General features: G+C 30.5%; 10 protein-coding genes. 7 read left to right on the top strand and 3 right to left on the bottom strand.

Going from position 1 to position 23,559, the window contains the following annotated elements; all coding sequences use genetic code 11:
* The coding region (locus ACZIYX_RS14015) for a hypothetical protein (RefSeq protein ID WP_462682875.1) at positions 1-300 on the top strand (300 nt) is incomplete at its 5' end.
* A gap of 54 nt (positions 301-354) precedes the next feature.
* Positions 355-537, top strand: coding sequence for a hypothetical protein (locus ACZIYX_RS14010; RefSeq protein WP_462682874.1), 183 nt, complete (start codon positions 355-357; stop codon positions 535-537).
* Positions 538-879: 342 nt separating this feature from the next.
* On the opposite strand, the gene ACZIYX_RS14005 is transcribed toward ACZIYX_RS14010, so the two are convergent.
* From ACZIYX_RS14005 to ACZIYX_RS13995, 3 genes are all read right to left on the bottom strand, one after another.
* Positions 880-3,039: a prolyl oligopeptidase family serine peptidase gene (locus tag ACZIYX_RS14005; protein ID WP_462682873.1), complete on the bottom strand. Its 2,160-nt coding sequence runs from the start codon at positions 3,037-3,039 to the stop codon at positions 880-882.
* A gap of 107 nt (positions 3,040-3,146) precedes the next feature.
* Positions 3,147-3,317 (bottom strand): hypothetical protein, encoded by a 171-nt coding sequence (locus ACZIYX_RS14000; RefSeq protein WP_462682872.1) that lies wholly within the window; start codon positions 3,315-3,317, stop codon positions 3,147-3,149.
* Positions 3,318-3,489: 172 nt separating this feature from the next.
* Complete coding sequence (locus tag ACZIYX_RS13995; protein WP_462682871.1) at positions 3,490-5,250, bottom strand: helix-turn-helix domain-containing protein; 1,761 nt, start codon at positions 5,248-5,250, stop codon at positions 3,490-3,492.
* A 980-nt stretch (positions 5,251-6,230) separates the two neighbouring features.
* On the opposite strand from ACZIYX_RS13995, the gene ACZIYX_RS13990 reads away from it, so the two are divergent.
* From ACZIYX_RS13990 to ACZIYX_RS13970, 5 genes are all read left to right on the top strand, one after another.
* The gene (locus ACZIYX_RS13990; RefSeq protein ID WP_462682870.1) at positions 6,231-6,758 is read left to right on the top strand and encodes a UpxY family transcription antiterminator; all 528 of its coding nucleotides are present in this window, start codon (positions 6,231-6,233) and stop codon (positions 6,756-6,758) included.
* Between the two features lie 16 nt (positions 6,759-6,774).
* Positions 6,775-15,465: a non-ribosomal peptide synthetase gene (locus ACZIYX_RS13985; protein ID WP_462682869.1), complete on the top strand. Its 8,691-nt coding sequence runs from the start codon at positions 6,775-6,777 to the stop codon at positions 15,463-15,465.
* Between the two features lie 192 nt (positions 15,466-15,657).
* On the top strand, positions 15,658-20,112 hold the full coding sequence (locus ACZIYX_RS13980) for a MupA/Atu3671 family FMN-dependent luciferase-like monooxygenase (protein WP_462682868.1): 4,455 nt from the start codon (positions 15,658-15,660) through the stop codon (positions 20,110-20,112).
* A gap of 195 nt (positions 20,113-20,307) precedes the next feature.
* Positions 20,308-21,894, top strand: coding sequence for an NAD(P)-binding domain-containing protein (locus tag ACZIYX_RS13975; protein ID WP_462682867.1), 1,587 nt, complete (start codon positions 20,308-20,310; stop codon positions 21,892-21,894).
* Between the two features lie 16 nt (positions 21,895-21,910).
* On the top strand, positions 21,911-23,545 hold the full coding sequence (locus ACZIYX_RS13970) for an MBL fold metallo-hydrolase (protein WP_462682866.1): 1,635 nt from the start codon (positions 21,911-21,913) through the stop codon (positions 23,543-23,545).
* The last annotated feature ends 14 nt before the right edge of the window (positions 23,546-23,559 follow it).

The following is a 23,559-nucleotide window of genomic DNA, read 5'->3' as shown; positions in this document are numbered from 1 at the left end:
AATAGAAATAGAGGATTGTCAGGTATTTCTATGTTAAATGGAGCACTAGCGCAATTTGGGCTTTCTGCTTCTGCTACAGATCCTAAGAAAAAAAGAACCGTAACCATGATGACAGAAGATTTAGTTGCTTATGGTACGGATGGATATGGAGAAATGCCAGACTGGATAGGTGCAATGGATGTTGGTCATTATGAAACTTCTTTCTCGGTATCTATTGAAGAATATAACGCAAAACATGGTACGGATTATGATTATGAAGACTATGACAAATGGTATTACGATAATCACTATGCTCCATAACTAAGCGCTTTACGGGGGAGTATACAAGATGCACAAAGTGAAGCAGGAGAAGCTATGATGTATATTCTACCTTTAGGTCCTACAGCAATCGTAGGAGGCGTTAAAGGAGCAATGACTTTAGGTAGGTTTTCAAAACACTTAAAGGCAACTTATCAAATTGTTAAGCAAGGGGTTCGGAAAGCAAAAACAGGAAATGTTATGTTTTCAATAGGTATAAGAAACAAATTACATGTTTAGTTAGGAAAGGCATAGTTTTAATACACGTAAAGGAACTTCAATTTTTACACCCCACATTAATTATGGACTTAAAGGAGGTAAAAGTCATATCTTTTTGAATCCATTTAAGGCTAGCAAAATTAAATTATGATAACTATTTGGTCGAATTGGGACTCGTTTTTTTAAACAAGGTTTTCAATTCTATAATGAGGTCCTGTATATCAATTTTAGAAAAAAAATAGATAGGCAACTCTATCCTTTAAAAATCCATAAGATAAATTTGTATTTACTTTGTATTGATATTTTGTTTCTTTACTGAGAAAGCTTTTTTGATTCTTACATTTTGTAGTAGACTATCAAGATTTATTCAGGCTGATAATCGGGATGTCCTGTTTGCCAGAGAGCAAAAGACAATATATTAGCATATCGTTCAAACTCTTTTAATTTAGGATCGTCTTTGGCATGTCCGGATTCTGAATCTATTAATAAAAAATTAGGTTTGTTGGATGTATTAACTTTTTGTAATCTGGCTCCAAATTTAATCGTATTCCAAACAGGTACTCTAGGATCATTTAATCCGGCAGTCAGTAAAGTTGCAGGGTATTTTTGGTTATCTTTAATATGCAGATAAGCATCCATTTCTAATAAGTACTTAAATTCTGTAGAATCTTTGACAGATCCAAATTCTTTGGCGATATTATCGCCATTGGCATGAACTATTGATCTAAGTATGTTTAAGGATCCAAATTCTACTACTGCTACGGTAAATAGATCAGGTCTGTCTGTTATTGCCCGGCCAATAAGTATACCACCTGCACTACCACTCCAAATAGCTATTTTTTTTGAAGACGTATAGTTGTTTTCAATCAAAAATTCAGCACAAGAAATAAAATCTTTCCAGGTATTAGGTTTTGTAGATTTATATCCCCCTTTATGCCAGGTATCTCCTTTTTCTCCTCCTCCCCTAACATGTGCGATTGCATAAATTCCTCCTTCTATGACCCATAATAAACGCCTTAAAGAAAAAGACGGTCGCATGGATATACCAAAAGAGCCATAGCTATCCATCATAACTATATTTTGACTGTTCTTTTGTATGTTTTTATTATATATAAGAGAAAGTGGTATTTTTTCACCATCATGCCCATCTATTTCAATTTCTTCAACAACAATATCGCTAGAAATTTCATTCTCTAAAAGATTGTTTAGGCACTTATCTTTAATTAGGCCGTTTTTATATTCATACCTTTTATTATTTGTGGTCCACCCTTGAGCGGTAATCCACAACTCAGAATGATTAGAGCTCTTGGTGTTTAGGATAAGACTCCCATACGTTGTTCCTAATTTAATTTTTTCTGTAGTATTGTTTGTGTATTTATATAATTCTGCTTTTACACCATTTGTATTTGTTACAAAATATAAAGCCTCGTTTGTTATTTCAAAGTCTGTAATCACCTTGTTTTTGTGTTCTTTAACTAACACTCTAGGGTTTTGAAAGTTTGGGTTTTTAATAGAAGTGATGCAGATTTTAAAATTAGGGGCTTCTTTACTGGTTTTATAAATAATAGAATCTTCTTTAATTATAAAATCCTTGATTTGATTTGATTTTTTGAATAATGGCATCCATTTTTTTGTAGTAATATTATTAAGATGAAGATAATAAGAGTTACTGTAGCTTAGACCGCCACCGCCAGTTATTTTTCCTATAAGATACTTGCTTTTAGAATTTTCTATGGAAACTACAGGGAAATCTTCTTCTTTAATATCAAGATTTGGATTATGTTCTTTTGATAAAATTTCGGTAAAATTTACAGAAGGTTTATTTATATCGTGAAGTACGGCTTTGGTGTTTTTTAAGAATTTTTTTGATTTTGGGTCGATTACAGGATAATAAGAATAAATAAATTCTGAGTTATTGGGCAGCCATTTTATTCCTTCAGAGCTGGAGGGCCAGGCATTGGTCAAAATCTCCGGATGTGTTTTTTTGGATAAAACATCCAGAATTATTAATTCAGATATTTCTTTTCCGTTATAAGTTAAACTAATTACAATTTTAGTCCCATCCCAGTTAGGTTGTAGGTAGTTTATTATATATTCATGTTGTGTTTTGGGTTTAAACTGTTTTGTGTCGTACAAGAGTTCTTCTTGACTTGAAAAAGAGTTTCTGTAATATAATTTTGGAATATTTTCCTCGGGTAATCTTTTCAGATAAAAATGCCTCCCATTTTCAGTGACTTTAAGCCTTGAAATAACGAATGCTTTTTTCTTATCATGATCCATTTGTAGATCTATTAAATATTGGCGCTTTTTGATCCTGCTGAATAGTTTTTTTGATGTTTCATTTTGATCAGCTATCCAATTTTTAATTATAGATGAATTGGTATCTTCTGCGTATCTATATGGGTCTTTAATTATTATACCATGACTTTTTTCGATGACAACTTTTGAAGGCAGGTGATTTGTTTTGTCGTGGCATCCAGATAAAATGAAACATAATATCATGGCTAATAATTTCCAATTCATAATAGGAATAGTCAATTTTAGTGAAGCTTTTTAAAAAGCTTCACTAAAATTATTATTAATTTGATTCAAAGTTTTTTAAATATATATAAGGAGAATCTCCTCAAAGATTAAACTATAGTAATTTGCGAATCTGGCTTTGTCCAGGTAGGTAAAGACAAACCATCTTCGTTATTATTAGCATTACCTCCAACAATATGATTTGTATATTTAAGTTTTGTTATTTGAAGTTTTTCTAAGTTTAATTTACCTAATTTGTTTTGAGTGCTTGAATTTTTCATTGCTAGAAGAATTTAGATTAATGATTAATGATTTTGTTGATGCTAAACTATTCATTAATTATCGGGTTGGCAGTACATTTTAGGGTATGATGGTCTGTTTTCAGGAATCCAGTTGTCTGTTTTCAGGAATAAGGTACTTTATTTGATTGTAAATCAGATGTTTGTAAGTTTTTTAGATTTCATGATCTTTCAATTCCTTTTCTAGTTGTTTTAAGAAAAAAGACGGATAAATGCCTGTGCTTTTGTAGAAGGATTTAGAAAAAGCTTCTGTAGTATTAAAACCAATTTCGTTTGCGATGGCTTTGATAGTGTATTTTCGAAACTTTGAGTTTGATTTTAGCTTTTTGATAACAAAATCTACTCTTAAGTCATTTATATAACTACTAAAACCTTTGTTTTTATGAGCATTTATAACTTTGGATAAATACTTGGAGTTTGTCTTAAATTCTTTAGAAAGTTCATTTATAGTGATATTGGAATTTAAGAAACCTTGATTTTCTTCAAACTCCTCTAGGTTTTTTAAAATATCAGAAACAATAATATCAGATATGCCAATGTCTATAATATCTTTTTTGTCTTCTTTTAGCTCCTTTTTATCTATAGTTAATGGAGGGTTAATTTCTTTTGGAATAGCATTACTGCTTTGATGAAGTAAGTCTAAAAACCTCTTTTTGTAGGTTCTCTTTTTTCGATTATTCCATACTAATATCAAAATAAGAACAAGGGATACAGAAGATAATATAATGAGTACAACAATTTTACTTTTGTTATTCTTTTTTAGAGAATCTATGATTTCTTGTTTTTTATGAATTAGGTTGGGGGTAGAGTATTCTTCATTGATTTTTTTATATAAATGCTTGAATTCTTTACCAGAAATGCTATCAAATTTAAGAAGCCTGTCTATATAATATAACTGTTTTTCTATATCTCCCTTTTGTTTATAAGATTTGATTAATATTTCGTAAGCAGATCTTAGATTGGGGAAGAAATTTTTTTGGGCAAAAGTGGCAGAATCCACTTTTTTAAGATAATCGATAGATTTATCTATTTTATTTTGCTCAGAATATATCTTACCTAAATATAGATCACTGGTAGTAAAATATATTTTACTTATATTATTATCATTTCCATAGATATTTTTAAATTTAATAATACTATCGATAGCTGATTGATATTGTTTTGTATAATAATGAGTTACTCCAGAGGATAACAAAAAGTTTGGATATAGGATGCTGTCTTCTGATTTTAAGGATAAACCAATACCTCGTCTATTTTGGTAATAAGCAGAATCATAATTTTTATTATCATTATATGCGTTGCCCAAAGCATATATTGATTTAATATAGTTGTATCTGTTTTTATGATTATCATCTTCGAATTTATTTTTATAATATTTTTCGATAGATTTAAAGATATCCAAAGTTTCTTTGTACTCGCCTAAATTGTTTTTTAACAACCCTATAAAATATTTAATTCTATACTGTTGATCGATGTTTCCATTTTTATTAGCATGAGAATTAGCAATTACTAATTCTTCCATTGATTTTCTGTAACGTCCTTGGGCTCCTAACAGCCGTGCTTTAAAAATATGGGCCTCTGCAGGATATTTTATATTTTCCTTATCTATTGTTAATCTTATAATACTATCTGCATATAATAATGCTTTTGATTTTTCTGAAATTTCAGCAATCATGTAATATCCATCAGCTTGTTTAATAACATCATTGTCATTTTTAGCTTTTTCAAGATAAGCATTAGCATAGTTTATAGACTCGACAGAATCATTTATTTGTAGATTGTATGCTTCTGATAGTTCTGTATAGGATTTTTGAGAAAGGACACCTGTTTCTGCCAGATTTATATCCTGTGGATAAAACGAACCAGAGATAAATAGAATAAAAAATACAGAAATTTTAATGATAAAGTTTTTCATGCTCTAATAGATAAAATTCAGTTAGAATTAGACTGTTTTTTTTTATCCCGTATCAGGTATAATCCCCTTATCTGTATAAAAAAAATTTCCGAAAGAAATATGAAAAAAATAGTATGTTGCCAAAACTTTTTAAGCGTTATAACTGATGTTCTGCTTTTTTGCATAAAAGGGTAGTAAAAATGCAATGATAGAAGAATAGCTATTCTTAAATAAAATGGATTCAAAAAAAGATAAGTGCTATTGAGCTTCAAGGCAATGTGTTGTTAGGTTTTAAGATATTCACTTATTGAGATGGATAAATATAACAAATTATATAGTATTTGTTCTGAAATTGAAGTAATATTTTTGCTGTTTTGAAGTAAAAAAATGCTTTATGCTCTTTTCTTAAATCCTCTTAAAAAAGAAGATTTTCTTAATAAATTCATCTGCCAAACTCTATGATAAACAGGATTAAATTAAGGTTTTTTTGTAACTCTACCTCTTTGATAATGGGATAAGGTAATTCTTGTTTTTAGTTATTTTTTGTTAACATAAGTTTCTTGTAATCAATCAATTATATTTTTTATTTTTACTCTTGATTCCGTGAATACAGGGTCTTTATTCCCGAATACAGACTATGTTGACTTGCTTATAGCTTTTGTTTTGAGTTATGTTTGTAATCGATAATATAAACTAATGGATAGTTTTTGTTATTTAAGTTATTTAGTTTTTTTATTCGTATTTGAGATATATAGGTTTTAGAATAAAAAAAGGGAAATATCCCCATGTTAGATAATTGTTTTACTGGTATGTTTTATAATACCAAATAAACAGAACTGGATTTTGCCGAGTATAATTTTTTTTTAAGGAATATACTTTATGTGAGTCAGGGAAGCGAAGCTATGGCTTTTTTTTAAACCCTTCAGCTTTTCATTAGTAAACACACACACAATCATAATAAGTTTTTTCATTACTAATCGTCTTAATAAATACTATTTATCATGGGCAAACTCTCCAAAATAGGATGGCATGTATTATATGTTAAATCACGACATGAAATAAAAGTTGACAAACTTTTAAAAGAAAACGAGGTGGAATCTTTTTTACCTATGATTAAAAAAATTAGAAGCTGGAGTGATAGAAAAAAAACGATTGAGGTTCCGTTGTTTTCATCCTATGTATTTGTCAATATCAAATCCTCATTAGATTTACACAAAGCATTATCAGTAGATGGTGCTTGTGCATATATTAGATTTGGTAGTGAATATGCTACAGTTAAGCAACAAGAAATTGATCAGATTAAATTTATAGTTGGAGAAAAGGATGTGACTGACATAGAGATAGATAATAACAACTGTAAAGTTGGAGATATTAAAAAAATCCAATACGGAGCTTTAAATGGTTTAGAATGCGAAATTCTTAATATAAATAATGTTAATAAAATCATTGTTCGGGTAAAATCTTTACAACAAAACATAAAGGCTACTATACCTGGTTACTATCTTAAAGAAATATCAAAAGTTGCTTAACAAAAGTGTAAAAAGTATGGATACTATAGTACAAAAAATAACATCAAATTACTGGAGAAGTAAAATAGGAGATAGAGATAATATTGATTATACAGGTGTCCTTATAAATTCTACTGGAAAAAAGATCCTGAAAAAAGAAGATGTAGCTTATTTTCATAGAATAACATCAGGAAACGAAATTGTAGAGTTTACGGTTTTACTTTCTGTTTTTGCTGCACTTTTACAAAAATATTTCGAAGATTGTGAGCTTATTTTTTCTAAAGGGATAGATCAGCAAACAGAAGCATTATTGTTATTTGCGATTGGGGCTGTAGAGAATAAAACTTTAAAGACATATATTCAGGAAATAAAAGAAGAAGTACAGGAGGTTTATAAATATAGTAACTATAACAGTAACTCGATAAAAAAGAGTTCTTTTGATGAATATTCTTCCTTTGCGATAGCATTTAATAAAAGCGAAAATGAATCTTTTCGACTTCCATTTCAATTACGAATAAACAAACTTGAAAACGAAGATTTTGAAATTTCACTATCTTTTTGCAACAATTTTGTAAAAGAAGAAATTGCAGTTCATTTTTTAGAAAACTTTACCACTTGGTTATTAAACTTAGAAATATATATAACACAAGCCGTACAAGATATATCCATAGTTTCAGAAAAGGAACGAGAGATTTTACTACATACATTTAATAACAATCAGGTAATTTTTGATAGAAATCAAACTATAATTAGTGCATTTGAAGACCAGGTAGTAAAAACTCCGGATCATGCAGCACTTTTATATAAAGAAACAACAATAAATTATCGATCATTAAACGAGCAAGCAAATAGATTAGCGAATTATATATTAAATAACCATAACATAGTTCGTAATGATTTTATAGGGATAAAATTAGAACGAAACGAAGATTTAATCATTTCTGTTCTGGCAGTTTTAAAAACTGGTGCTACATACGTTCCTATAGATATTAATTATCCAAAAGATCGAATTGCGTATATAGAGAAAGATAGTAACTGTAGATTAGTTATAGATAAAGAACTATTACTGGATTTTAAGAAAGAGCAAGAAAATTTTTCAGAAAAGAACCTTGAAATATGTAATAAACCAGATGATCTGGCATATATTATTTATACTTCGGGTACTACAGGTAATCCAAAAGGAGTAATGATAACTCATAGTAACGCTGTAGCATTACTTGCTTGGGCGCAGGTAGAATTTGATGCTTCTGTATTTGAGGTTGTATATGCTGCTACCTCACACTGTTTTGATTTATCTGTTTTTGAAATGTTCTACACACTATCTGTAGGAAAAACTATAAGAATTCTTAATAATGGTTTGGATATTATATCTTATTTAGATAAAGATAAAAATAAAAAGGTTTTATTAAACACGGTTCCTTCTACAATCAAGAAAATACTGGACGATGATGGAGATCTTAGTAATGTTACTGTTTTAAATTTAGCTGGTGAGCCTTTTCCGGTAGATATAGCTAATAAATTTACAAATACAGCAATCGAAGTGCGTAATCTTTATGGCCCATCAGAAGATACTACGTATAGTACATGTTATAAATTAAAAAACAACTTTTACACTATAGTACCTGTAGGTAAAGCAATTGCTAATACACAAGCATATATATTGAATGATAATTTAGAACTTGTGCCAATTGGAGTTATAGGCAAGCTTTATCTATCTGGAGAAGGAGTAGCTAAAGGGTATTTAAATCGGTTAGACTTAACTACAGAAAAATTTATATCCAATCCTTTTGTTAAAGGAACACAAATGTATGATACCGGGGATTTAGCAAGATGGATGCCAGATGGTAATATAGAGTTTTTAGGAAGAAAAGATCATCAAGTAAAATTAAGAGGGTATCGTATAGAATTAGGCGAAATAGAGAATGCAATATCAAAATTTTCTAAAGACATAAAACAAGCTATAGTAGTAGTCAAAACAGTTAAAAATGAAGAAGTACTGGTATGCTATTATGTTGAAAATGATTCTATAGAGAAATCTAAATTGAGGGTGTATCTACAAGAACAGTTGCCTTCTTATATGGTTCCTAACCATTTTGTTGTTATAGGATCAGTTCCACTAACCCCTAATGGAAAAATAAACAAAAAAGCTTTACCAGAAATTACCGAAGGAGATATTACCAGAAAAGAGTATGTAGCGCCCAGAGATCAAACAGAACAAACCTTGATTACAATTTGGGAAGAGGTAATAGGGGTTAAAAATGTAGGTGTAAAAGATCATTTTTTTGAACTAGGAGGGCATAGTTTAATGATTTCTCAAATAATTAATAGAATTCATAAACAACTAAACAAAAGTGTACCATTAAAAACTTTCTATACCAATCCTACTGTAGAAAGCTTAAGAGATGTTTTAAAAGACCAGGAATTTTTTGCTATAGATCGTGTAACCAAATCAGATTGTTATGTAACGACTCCTTCTCAACAACGATTATGGCTTTTAAGCCAATTAGAAGATAATCAAGCCTATCAAATTACAGGAGCTGTAGAAATAAATGGAAACGTTATAAAGGATGACTTTATAAAAGCTTTTGGATATGTGATTGAAAGGCATGAGATATTACGAACATATTTTAAAAACAACGAGCAAGGAGTTCTGCATCAATATATAATTTCAAAATTAGATATCGATTTCAACCTTTGTTTTGAAGACTTTTCAAAATCTCAGTTTCCAGATCAATCTGCAGAAAACTATATAAAGGAACAGCAAAACAAAGGCTTTAATTTATCTAATGCTCCTTTGTTTAGGGCAGCACTTTTAAAAGTAGAAGAAAATAAATATATTTTCTTTTTAGCAATGCATCATATTATAAGCGATGGATGGTCATTAGAGGTTTTAACATCAGAGATTATAGAAAGTTATATTCAGTTAAAGAAAAACAATACTATATCCTTACCAGACCTACAAATACAATTTAAAGATTATGCTGCATGGTTAACAAAAGCTAATCTCGAAGATTCACAAAAACTATCCAGAGAGTATTGGTTGAATACTTTTCAAGGAGAATTGCCAGTATTGGAACTACCAAGCTTTAAAAACAGACCATTAATAAAAACCTATACAGGTAAAGAATTAAATTATGAATTTCCAATAAAAGTTTTATCGCAATTAAAAGCATTTTCGCAACAACAGCAAGTAACTTTATTTATGACATTAATGTCAGCGATCAAGACTTTGCTTTACAGATACACCAACCAAACAGATATTATTATAGGTACTCCTATAGCAGGAAGAGAACACTCAGACCTGGAGTCTCAAATAGGATTATATCTTAATACATTAGCAATACGAACGCAGTTAGATAATAAGGATAATTTTATAGAGGTACTTCAAAAAGAAAAGCAGCAATTATTAGATGCCTATACACATCAAAATTTCCCTTTTGATATACTTGTAGAGCAATTGAAGCTGAAAAGAGATGTTTCTAGATCGCCTTTGTTTGATGTTATGGTTGTGTTTCAAAACCAACAACAATTATCTGGTTTTCAGAGCAAAACATTAAATTCAGACATGGCTATAAAGGATTATAAGTTAGAAAGAGAATCTTCTCAATTTGATTTATCCTTTACATTTATAGAAAAAGAAGGACTTTCTTTAGATATTTCTTATAATACAGATATTTATGAAGAAGAATTTGTTAAAGGAATTTTTACACATCTAGAAAATATATTTGATCAAATAATAGAGTATCCATCTATTCCTTTAGTAGAAATAGATTTACTTACCAATAAAGAGAGAAAATGTATTTTAGAAGAATTTAATACTACCACAACAACATATCCAGAAAATAAAACAATAGTTGACTTATTTGTAGAACAGACAGAAAGAACACCAGAATCAATAGCTCTTATTTTTGAAGATAAACAAGTAACGTATAGAGAGCTGGATAATTTATCTAGCGATCTGGCGAATTATTTACTTGCTAATTTTGATTTAGAATCAGAAGATCTGGTAGGAATAAAGTTAGATCGAACAGATTGGCTAGTTATTTCTTTACTTGCAGTATTAAAAGCTGGATGCGCATACGTGCCAATAGATCCAAATTATCCTAAAGCAAGAATAAAATACATAGAAGAAGATAGTAATTGCAAAGTTATAATAGATGACTATTTACTAAATCTATATAAAGAAACACCTTCTTTATCTCATTCAATACCTAAAACCAATATCAATCCTGATACTGTCGCTTATATAATCTATACATCAGGATCTACAGGTAATCCAAAAGGAGTAATGATAACCCATAGTAATGCAGTTTCTATGCTACATTGGGCAAAAACAGAATTTAAAAATACAGATTTTGAATATCTGTATGCCGTTACTTCTCATTGTTTTGACTTATCTGTTTATGAACTGTTTTATCCGTTAAGTATAGGTAAAAAAATAAGACTGCTAGAAAATGGATTATCCATAGGGGATTACTTGGGTAAAGACAAAAAAGTCTTAATTAATACAGTTCCTTCAGTAATACAAACACTTATAGATAAAAAAATTTCTTTTCATAATACTGTGGCAATTAATTTGGCAGGAGAACCATTTCCTTTAGTACTTGCTAGTCATTTTAAAGACTTAGAAATTGAATTAAGAAACCTTTATGGCCCATCTGAAGATACTACTTATAGTAGCTGTTTTAGAGTAGAAAAAGAATATGACCGTTCTGTGCCGATAGGCAGACCTATTTCTAATACGACCATGTATATTTTGTCCGATACTATGAAATTACAGCCTGTTGGAGTAATAGGAGAATTATATATTTCTGGAGCAGGAGTAACCAAAGGATACTTAAATAAGCCAGATTTAACACAACAAAAGTATATTCCTAATCCTTTTGTCGATGGGGATCTTATGTACAAAACTGGAGATTTAACCAGATGGCTTCCCGACGGAAATATAGAGTTTTTAGGAAGAAAGGATGATCAAGTAAAAGTAAGAGGGTATCGTATAGAATTGGGAGAGATAGAAAATGCACTAACTTCTTGTGAATATATAGAGCAAAGTGTGGTTGTAGTACAAGAGGTAGAAAATAATAACGTGATAGTATCTTATTTGGTAAGTAACAAAGATCTGGAAAAACAAAAAATACGCTCCCTGTTGAGTGAAAAATTACCAGATTATATGTTACCTAGTTATTACATACAATTAGATAAGATACCATTAACCCCAAATGGCAAAGTTGATAAAAAAGCACTGCCATTAGTATGTGATGCCGATATTATAAAAACTGAATATGTAGCTCCCACAAATACAACAGAAGAAAAAGTAATCGATATCTGGCAGAGTATTCTAGGAGTAAAAGGAGTTGGAGTTACAGATAACTTTTTTGAACTGGGGGGGCATAGTTTATTGCTAAGTAAACTAATAAATGAATATTATAGAGTTTTTGAAAAAGAAATAGACCTAAAACAAATCTATTCTAATACCATAGTAAAGAGCCACGCTAATTTACTGGCAGATACGATAACAACAAAACTGAATAAAATAGAGAAAGTTGAAGAGCAAGAATTTTATGACCTATCTCCATCACAAATTCGATTTTGGTTATTGTATAAAATACAAGGAAAATCAAAAGAGTTTAATATCTATAGTAAATTATTCTTGCCTAAGGATCTTGATGTAAATGTTTTTGAATCAGCATTTAATATAATTCTGCAAAGACACGAAGCTCTAAGAACCATATTTGTAGAAGATAATGGAAAACCAAAACAAAAAATACTTAGTTACAAAGCTATTGATGTTCCTTATTTTGAAACAAATAATGTAGCAGAAATACAAAATGCAATATTTACCCACGAATTTGATTTAGATATTTCTCCGTTGTTTAAAATTGCGGTGGTAAAAAATGACAATACATTTACATTATTTTTTAATGTACACCATATTATAAGTGATGGCTGGTCTATGGATGTTATATCCAAAGAATTGATGGAAATCTATCAAGCTAAACTTTTAAATTTAGAACCAGATCTTCCAGTATTAGAAATACATTATAAAGACTATACCTATTGGCAAAATGAAAAGTTAACGTATAGCAAAATGTTTTTGCAAGAATCCTATTGGAAAGAAAAATTATCAGGAGATATACCATATCTGCAATTACCAGCAGATTATGGAAATAAAGTAAAAAACTCAAAAACAACATCTGCATATTATACGATCTTTTTAGATGAAAAATTAAAAAAGAAAATTGATAAAGTATCCTCAAAAAGTAAAACAAGTGTTTTCTCTGTTTTTGTAGCTACCTTAAAGATATTAGTAAACAGATTGACCTCAGAAAAAGATATTGTTATAGGTATACCCGTAGCCAATCGAAATCATTATCAATTAAAAAACATAGTAGGGTGTTTTATAAATACCTTGATGTTACGAGATCAATTAGAGGATAAAGCAACATTTCAAAATTTTCTTTTAGAAGTAAATAAAACAATAATGGAGGCTTTGGCTTATCAAGATTATCCCTTTGAGCAAATACTGGAAGAACTGGATATACCTAAAGATCAAAATAGATTCCCTTTAAGTTCTATATTTTTAAATATGCTCGATTTTGATGCTAAATCAGAGGATTGTATAGATATATTTGACTATCAAGAAGGGACTTTAGAGGCTTCTCCAAAATTTGATTTTGAATGTTACTTGAAAAGTTTTATCAATGGATACGAGATAAAATGTGTATATAATAGGGATCTGTTTAAAAAAGAAACTGTAAAATATTGGATAGATACATATCTTTCTATTATAGAGCAATCTGTAGATGATACCGACAAAAAACTTAGAGAGTTTAAAGTTTTTGAAGAATTTATTTTTCAAGAAGAAGATCCTAAACCTGTAAACGAATTTAATTTCTTTGAAGCTTCTGAAATTGAACAAAGCATTATAGACAGGTTTGAAAAGCAAGTCGAAAAATATCCAGATCATATTGCGGTAACATGCAATGATAAATTGATAACATATAAAGAGCTAAATACAAAAGCAAACCACCTTGCTAATAAAATAGTATTGGCTACAAGTAACATTCCACAAAGAGTAGCTTTATTGCTACAACATGATGAAAATTCGGTAATAGCCATGCTGGCAGTCTTAAAAGCAGGTTGTTCTTATGTGCCAATAGATGCCGGAAGTCCTAATAATAGAATACAGTTTATATTAGAAGACTCCAAAAGTAGTACTCTTATTTGTAATAATAGTACCATAAAAACAGCAAGAGAAGTTAAAGAAAGCCTGTCAAACCTTACTATAATTCAAGTTTTAGAAAAAGAAATTGTTCCTGGGATTCCTAATTTAGGTATAAAAACAGATCCTAAAAGCGAGTCCTATGTTTTATACACCTCCGGATCTACAGGAAACCCTAAAGGAGTACTGCAAAATCACAGAAATGTACTGCATTTTATAAGAGTATATACCAATAATATTCATATAGCAGAAGAAGACAACCTAAGCGTATTTTCTACCTATACATTCGATGCTTCTGTAAAAGACATTTATGGAGCGTTACTAAATGGTGCTACTGTATGTATATATAACATTACAGAAAATGGATTGCATAATCTGTACAATTGGTTGTTTGATTATAATATATCTGTAATACACATGGTGCCAACGATTTACAGGTATTTTTTGAATACATTAGAAGAAAACCAAATCTTAGATACCGTTAGGATTGTAGACATGGGGGGTGAGGCTTGTTATAAATCAGACTTAGATCTGTTTAAAAAATATTTTTCTGCGGGAACCTTGTTTGTAAATGATTATGGACCTACCGAATCGACTATAGTATTACAAAAATTCTTATCCCACGATTCACAAATAACCAGAGCAAATATCCCTTTAGGAAAACCGGTAGTTGAAACAGAAGCTTTTCTTATAGACGAGAATAATCAAAAAGTAGGTATTTATGGCGAAGGAGAAATAGTTTTTAAAAGCGATTATCTTTCTCTTGGATATTTGAATAGAAAAGAATTAACCGAAAAAGTATTTGTAACAGACCCAATTAAAAACGAAGGAAGGGTCTATAAATCAGGAGATATTGGCAAGTTACTGCCTAATGGAGAAATTGAGTTTGTAAAAAGAAAAGACACACAAATAAAACTAAACGGATTACGAATAGAACTGTCTGAAATTGAAAATAAATTAGAATCTATAACATCTGTAAATAAGGCAATTGTGCTGTTGCAAGAACTCAATGAAAATAAATATTTGGTAGCATATATCCATTCTGAGTTACCAATAGAAACTAACGATATAAAATCTGAATTAATGAATAGTTTACCAAAATATATGATTCCTACCGTTTATATACCAATAGAGACTTTTCCTTTAACAAGAACAGGAAAAATAGACAGAAAACAATTACCATTACTTACTCTATCCGATATAAAAACAGACGTATATGCTGCACCAGAAAATAAAATTGAAGAGAAACTGGTAGAAATATGGGCAGAAATACTGAACTGTAATACCAACGAGATTGGAGTAAAAGATAACTTTTTTGAACTAGGCGGAAACAGCCTTAAAGTAGTTATGTTACTTAATTTGGTAAATAAAGAATTCGGGACTATGCTATCTCTGGAAAATGTATACGATACATTAAGCATAAAAGAATTTGCAGAGATATTAAACTTTTCAACACTTCAAAACAGAGAAATAACAAGCCTGGACAATGAAGAAGTAGTATTGTAATCTGCCGCTTCTTACCCACAAATCATCCATTTATACCTGTTGTTGTTTGAATTTTCTTTTCCGGTAAATTCAAAGGATAAATGGTATTAGTACAACTTTTTACTTCTGGTTTTTACCAGAGACTACTATTCTATTCTACATTTTGTAGCGGTATATATACCTCTAGAACCTTAACATCTAAAAATTATTCCTGTGAAAAAACAATTGATTCATAAACTGATTTCCTGTAATGTAAACCTGAAGGTTGTAGACGGAAAATTAAAAATTAATGCACCAAAAGGAGTATTGACTCAGGATTTATTAGAAGAAATTAAATCCAATAAAGAATATTTAATAAACCTGCTTTCTTCGCAAACAAAAATACCAAAAACACAAAACAGCGATAGTTACCCGGTAACTCCGTCTCAGGTACGTTTTTGGGTACTAAGTAAGTTCGAAGGAGGAAACGAAGCATACAGTATTTCTAACGAATTAGAATTTGAAGGTGTTTTTGAAAAAGAAATATTTTTATCCGCTTTTCATACCATAATTAAAAGGCATGAAAGTCTTAGAACTTATTTTAAAGAGAATGAAAATGGAGAATTAAGGCAATATATAATACCTTTTGAAGACGTAGATTTTACTATAAACTATCAAGACGTAAGCAGTCTGGAACCTGCTGAAAGAGAAGAGATTATTTCAAAACATCAATCTTGCTCTTTTGATCTCGAAAAAGCACCTCTTTTAAAAATCGAAGCAATAAAGATTGAAGAGAAAAAACACCTGCTTTTATTTAATTTGCATCACATAGTAGGAGATGGTTGGTCTCTAGAGATTTTATCCAGAGAAGTAATACAAGTATACAATGCGCTTTTAAATAAGCAAGAAATAGAATTAGAAGAACTACCAATACAGTATAAAGATTATACCGTTTGGCTAGAAAGCGAAGAGCAACAAAAACGTTTAGAAACTTCTAGAGAGTATTGGTTAGATAAATTACAAGGAGAGTTACCGGTTTTAGAACTTCCTGAAGTTAAAAAACGACCTAAAATAAAAACATATACAGGAGATTCTTTTGAATATTGCTTTTCAGAAAAATTCACAGAGACTTTAAGCAAGTTTAGTAAAAAAGCAGATGCCAGTATCTTTATGGCATTAACTGCAGGAATAAATGGGGTATTTTATAGATATACCAATAAGACAGATCTTGTTTTAGGTACGGCAGTTGCGGGTAGAGAACATCCAGATCTTGCTGGGCAAATAGGATTGTATTTAAATACATTACCAATTCGTACCCAATTTGATATGTCTGCAAGTTTTAAGGACTTACTATCTATTCAAAAAACAACGCTAATTGATCTTTATAAATATCAAAACTACCCTTTTAATGAATTAGTAGAACAATTAGATATAAAAAGAGACACCTCCAGATCTGCATTATTCGATGTTTTAGTACTCATGCAAAATCAGCAAGATACATTAGCATCCAATGAGTTTTCATTAGAGGATATCAAAGTACAGCCTTATGAGAATAAGAATAAAAAAACAAGTCAGTTTGATATAACATTTTCCTTTACAGAGCAAGAAAAACAGATAAAAGTTGCTGTAGAATATAATACAGATATCTATGATGAGGATTTTATATCCAGACTATTAATACATCTGGAATGCTTTATAGCAGAAGGGATTAAAAACCCAACACAACCGATAGCTACTATAGAGTATTTGTCGGCAAAAGAAAAGGAAGAATTAATTCTGGATTTTAATAATACATCTGTCGATTATTCTAAAGATGTAACCGTGTTGGATAGTTTTAATACACAAGTACAAAAAACTCCAAAAGTTACAGCACTTATATTCGAAGAAAAAGAACTTTCTTACGCAGATTTGCATAAAAAATCAGATCAGTTAGCAAATTATCTAATTTCTAAAGGAATTACTAAAGATAAAGTAGTAGGATTATGTGTAGATAGATCACATGAAATGATAATTGGTATTCTCGGTATTTTAAAAACAGGTGCAGCATACCTTCCGTTAGATCCATCCTATCCTATAGATCGTTTAGATTATGTTATTGAAGATAGCGAAGCAGCTTTAATCGTAACCAAAGAAGCAATTAAAAACTTTATTCCGAATACAAAAAATATAGTATGTTTTGAAGAAGAAACTATTTGGAATACAGAGGGTTTTACGTTGCCAAAAGTAGATTCAAGTCTTTCTGCATACATGATTTATACCTCGGGTACTACAGGAAAACCAAAAGGAGTAAGGATCTCTCACCAAAACCTATATAACTTTTTTCTGGGTTTAAATAATCAATTCGAAATTTCTGAAAAAGTTGAGGTTTGGCTGGCAGTAACCAGTATGAGTTTTGATATTTCTATATTAGAAATGATATGGACTTTAACCCGGGGTAGTAAAGTAGTTATACAATCAGATCGCCCGGTAGTGTTAAATCCTCAAAAACAAATGGATTTCAGTTTGTTTTATTTTGCGGCACAAGACGAGATAAAAACAGAAAACAAATACAATTTATTATTAAAAGGAGCAGATTATGCAGATAAAAATGAATTTAAATCTATTTGGGTCCCCGAAAGGCATTTTCATAGTTTTGGTGATCAATTCCCTAATCCTTCTATCGCTGCTGCTGCAGTAGCAGCTACCACAAAAAACATTACGATTCGTTCGGGTAGTGTGGTATTACCGTTGCATGATCCTGTTAGAGTTGCAGAAGAATGGTCTATGGTAGATAACCTGTCTAATGGTAGAGTCGAATTATCTATCGCATCAGGATGGCACCCTAATGATTTTGTTTTAGCACCACAAGATTATGAGAACCGTCACCAAATAATGAAAGATAAAATAACCACGCTTAAGAACATTTGGAAAGGAGATTCCTTAATAAGAAAAAATGGAATAGGACAAGATTTTGAATTTCAAATTCACCCAAAACCTGTTCAAAAAGACCTTAAAATATGGATTACCGCTGCCAGAAGTATAGAAACTTTTAAGTATGCAGGAACTATAGGAGCGAATATTCTAACACATTTATTAGGGCAGAATATAGAAGATCTAAAAGATAAAATCACCGCTTACCGAGAAACTCTTCAAGAAAATGGGTTTGATCCAGATGCAGGAAAAGTAGCGGTTATGCTCCATACTTTTGTAAGTAATGATACTTCGTATGTCAAAAAAGTCGTAGAAGCACCTTTCAAAAATTATTTGAAGCACTCTATAAATCTTATGAGAACGGTAGCTTCAGATGCTAATCTGGATATAGATAAAGATCTGGATATGATATTAGAAATGGGCTTTCAGCGATTCTATAAAACCAGTGGCTTATTTGGAACTCCAGAAAGTTGCCTCTCCCGAATCAAAGAATTAAACGATGTTGGCGTAAACGAGATAGCTTGTCTTTTAGATTTTGGAATAGAAACAGATACCGTTATTACTAATCTGGAGCACCTAAAAAGATTAAATATTTTAGTAGATAGAAATAAAGCACAGTATGATTTTTTATCGAATAGATTACAGAACCAAAAACCGATTGCAAAGCTTATCAAAGAAAATAAAGTAACTAATTTTCAAACCACTCCTTCTTTTATTCAGGAACTTTTAATAGACGAAGAAGGAAAAGAAGCATTGCAACAAATCGACACTCTTTTGGTAGGAGGAGAAGCATTATCCAAAACAGTAAGTAATACATTATTGGATATCAGAAAAAAATCAATCTTTAATATGTACGGACCAACAGAAACTACTATATGGTCTACTAGTAAAGAAATCACAGAAAAAGACACCATAACTATAGGTAAACCTATTGCAAATACACAGATTTATATATTAGATGAGAACAAACAATTATGCCCCGTTGGAGTGGCAGGAGAGCTTTGCATTGCAGGGGATGGTGTATCTATAGGGTATAAAGACCGAGAGTCATTAACGGCAGAAAAATTTATAGATAATCCATTTAATTCTACAGGAGAATCAAAAAAAATATACAGAACAGGAGATGTTGCCAGATGGCTTCCTAATGGAGAATTAGAATGTTTAGGTCGAATAGATAACCAAATAAAACTAAGAGGACACAGAATAGAATTAGGAGAAATAGAACATACTCTTAAAATAAAAGAAAATGTTGTAGATGCTGCTGTAGGAATTACAACCGATGCTTCCGGAGAAAAAGAATTAACAGCATATATTATATCAGAAGATCACGAAAGTACTAATGTATTAAGGGCATATTTACTCGAATACTTACCAAAATATATGATTCCTAACCGGTATGTTTATGTAAAAGAGTTTCCTCTTACCCCTAATGGTAAGTTAGATAGAAAAGCTTTAATCGAAATAAATGGAGAAGGTGCTGCCAAAAGAGAATATGTTGCTCCTAATAATGAAATAGAAACAAAATTAACTTCAATTTGGGAAGAAGTATTGGGGGTAAAGAGAATAGGAATTACGGATAATTTCTTCGAATTAGGAGGGCACAGCCTAAAAGCTGTTAGTATGCGATCTAAAGTCAATAAAGAATTTGGGCTAAATATTGAATTTACATTGATTTTCAAATCACAAAATATTTTAGAACTAGCAAAATTTATTGAATATACTTTATGGGATAAACAAGAATTGGAGGTAAATCTTGTGGTAGATAAAGTAATGATCTAATCAATAGCAATTCTTTTAATTAAAAACAGAACTAGACTTTCACTATTAATATAGCCCCAACAAAGGATTTCATTTGTATAGCATTTTCTCGTTTTAATAACTCTTTAATTATCATAGCGATATGGTTATTATAGATGAAATTAATTAAAAAATCTATACACAAATAGTATTTAATAATTAATAAATTATCAAACAATGATTAAACTAGATTATCTTATTATCGGCGCTGGTCCAGCAGGGCTTCAAATGGCTTATCATTTTGAAAAATCGAAGAAAAACTATCTTTTGATAGAAAAATCTGATAAGTCGGGAAGTTTTTTCTCTAAATTTCCCAGACATAGAAAATTGATATCAATCAATAAAGTCTATACAGGAACAGACGATCCGGAAGTAAAATTACGTTGGGATTGGAACTCTATTTTATCTGATGACCAAGATCTTCGATTAGAAAAATATTCTAAAGAATATTTTCCTGGGGCAGACTCTTTGGTAAATTATCTTAATGAGTATGCAGAAAAATTTGAGCTAAATATTTCATATAATTCAGAAGTAACAAAGGTTTCAAAAATAAATGATCAATTTATTGTTGAAATTGCTAATGGTACTGTTTATCAAACAAAAATATTAGTAGTTGGAACAGGTATATTTAAACCTTATACTCCGGATATAAAAGGAATAGAGTTATGTGAAAACTACGTAGACTGTTCTGTAGATCCTAATGATTATATAAATAAGCGGGTTCTAATAATAGGAAAAGGAAACTCTGGATTTGAAACGGCAGACAATCTGGTAGAAGTCGCTTCTACTATACATATTGCTAGTCCTAATTCTTTAAAGTTTGCTTGGCAAACCCACTTTGTAGGGCATTTACGCGCTGTAAACAATAACATGTTGGATACATATCAACTTAAGTCTCAAAATGCTGTTTTGGATGCAAAAGTTAGAAAAATTGAAAAGAGGGATGATAAATATTTTGTAACTTATGAATATGCTCATGCCAATGGGGAAATAGAAGAAATTTCGTATGATAGAGTTATAATAGCTACAGGATTTAAGTTTGATGCCTCTATTTATTTTGATGATGCAAAACCTAATTTAGCGATAGATTCGCGTTTTCCAGAACAAACTTATGAATGGGAATCTGTTAATGTTAAAAATATGTACTTTATAGGAGCTGTAACTCAACAGCGTGATTATAAGTCTACTACTTCTGCTTTTATACATGGATTTAGATATAATGTGGCTTGTCTTGCAGAAATTTTAGATTTTAAATATGAAAAGATCCCTTTTCAAACAACCAAACTTGATTTTTCTGCAAAAAATGCAACTAATTCTTTTATGACCAGAATAAACAAAACATCTTCTCTATGGCAGCAATTTGGGTTTCTTGGAGATTTGATCGTTGTGGATCCACAGGAAAAAAGTCTGGATTATTTAGAAACTATTCCGGTAGATTACATTTTACAATCCAATAACTGGAAAGACAAACACCAATTTATTTTAACCATGGAGTACGGAGAGCATAACATGGATGAGGATGTTTTTGGGGTAAACAGAATTAGAAGAGACGAAGTCGATGTTTCTCATCAAAGTAAATTTTTGCACCCTATAGTAAGACATTATCATCAAGGAGAGTTAGTTTCTGAATTTCACATGATTGAGGTATTAGAAGCACAATGGACTTCTGAGGAGATGCACACAAAACCGTTATTTGAATATATGCAAAAAGAAATGGCAGCTATTAACAAGCCTGAACTTGTAGAAGAAAACCTTATTCATTAAATTAATATAAATACACATGAATAATAATCAAATTAAAGATACTGACTTAGTATTTATCAAACCCAATCTTGCGATTGAAGCTTTAGTAGATAATTGGTATGCATGGGCGCATCTGATTTCTCCAGCAACAGCAGCTATGAATATAAGGGGAAGGCATTTAAAAATAATGAATTCCTATATTCAAAACCCAAAAATTCATGCCTCAGCTGTTAAAACGCCTAAAATGCTTGGAGGTCCTTTCATAGATTATGAAGGTAAAAGGGTTGACGAGATAAAACAACTGAAAGAAAATACTCAGGAACAATGTGCAGATTTGCTTGAAATGTGCAATGCTATTGATGATCTAAATGAGCTTTTAAAGAATGAAGCTAAAGGTTATTCTTTAAATTCATTATACGATAAAATACCTGAAATACTTAAGGGGTATGTAGAATTATTTTACGACTTAAATAATAATCCTTCCTTTAGAATTTATGAGCCGCTTTTATACAGTAGTAAATATTATAAAGAATCCTTGCAAAGTTTTAATTTGTTTTTAGTAACAGATGATGATTCGAGATCTTTTGTTTTGAGCACTCCCAAACTGGCAAATGAAGAAATTCTTCGAATTAATTTACCTCTTAAGAGCTCGAAAATTGATGACTTATTTGAGATGGCCAACCATCCTAAAGAGTATGGGTACATTAAAAATGTTTTTGATTTAACACCTAAACAAGAAGAACTTTTTCAAACATTTTTTACAAAAGAAGCTCCTTCTGTATATAAAAAATATACAGGAGAAGGAATTCTTACCAGATATTTTGGACATGCAAGCATATTTGTGGAGACTAAAGAAACAACTATTTTGGTAGACCCTGTAATAAGCTATGGATATGAATCTGATATTTCAAGATTTACGTATGCTGATCTACCAGAAACCGTAGATTATTTACTTATAACGCACAATCATCAGGATCATGTTTTGTTTGAAACATTATTAAGAATAAGGCATAAGGTAAAAAATATTGTTGTTCCCAAAAGCAATAGTGGTGCTTTACAAGATCCCAGCCTTAAATTGATGCTACGCCAGATAGGTTTTAAAAATATTATAGAATTAGAAGAAATGGAAACTCTTACTTTTAAAGATTGTTCTATTACAGGGATTCCATTTTTAGGAGAACACTCGGATTTAGATGTTAGGAGCAAATTATGTCATCTTGTTACATTCAAAGATGGATATAAAATGATGTTTGCTGCAGATTCATGTAATATACAACCTCGTATTTACCAAAAAATCCATGAAATAGTTGGGGATATAGATATGATTTTCTTAGGGATGGAATGTGAAGGAGCTCCTTTAACTTGGATTTATGGACCATTAATGTCTTATTCGTTAGAAAGAGATAAAGATGCAAGTAGAAGATTAGCAGGATGTGATTTTGAGCAATCTAAGGCGCTTATTGATATATTTAATCCAAGTACAGTCTTTATTTATGCAATGGGGATGGAACCATGGTTAAAATATATTAGTTCTATTAAATACACAGATGAATCCAAACCAATAGTAGAATCTAATAAGGTGCTAGAATATTGTACAGCCAATAATATAGATTCTGAAAGGCTTTTTGGAGAAAAAATAATTGAATATAAGCAAGAGGTCTTGCTAGCTTAAAAGTTATTGATCTC

The organism is Aquimarina sp. (assembly GCF_977115655.1).
Note: the sequence above shows the minus strand (reverse complement) of the source record. Positions and strands in the feature narration are given on the sequence as shown.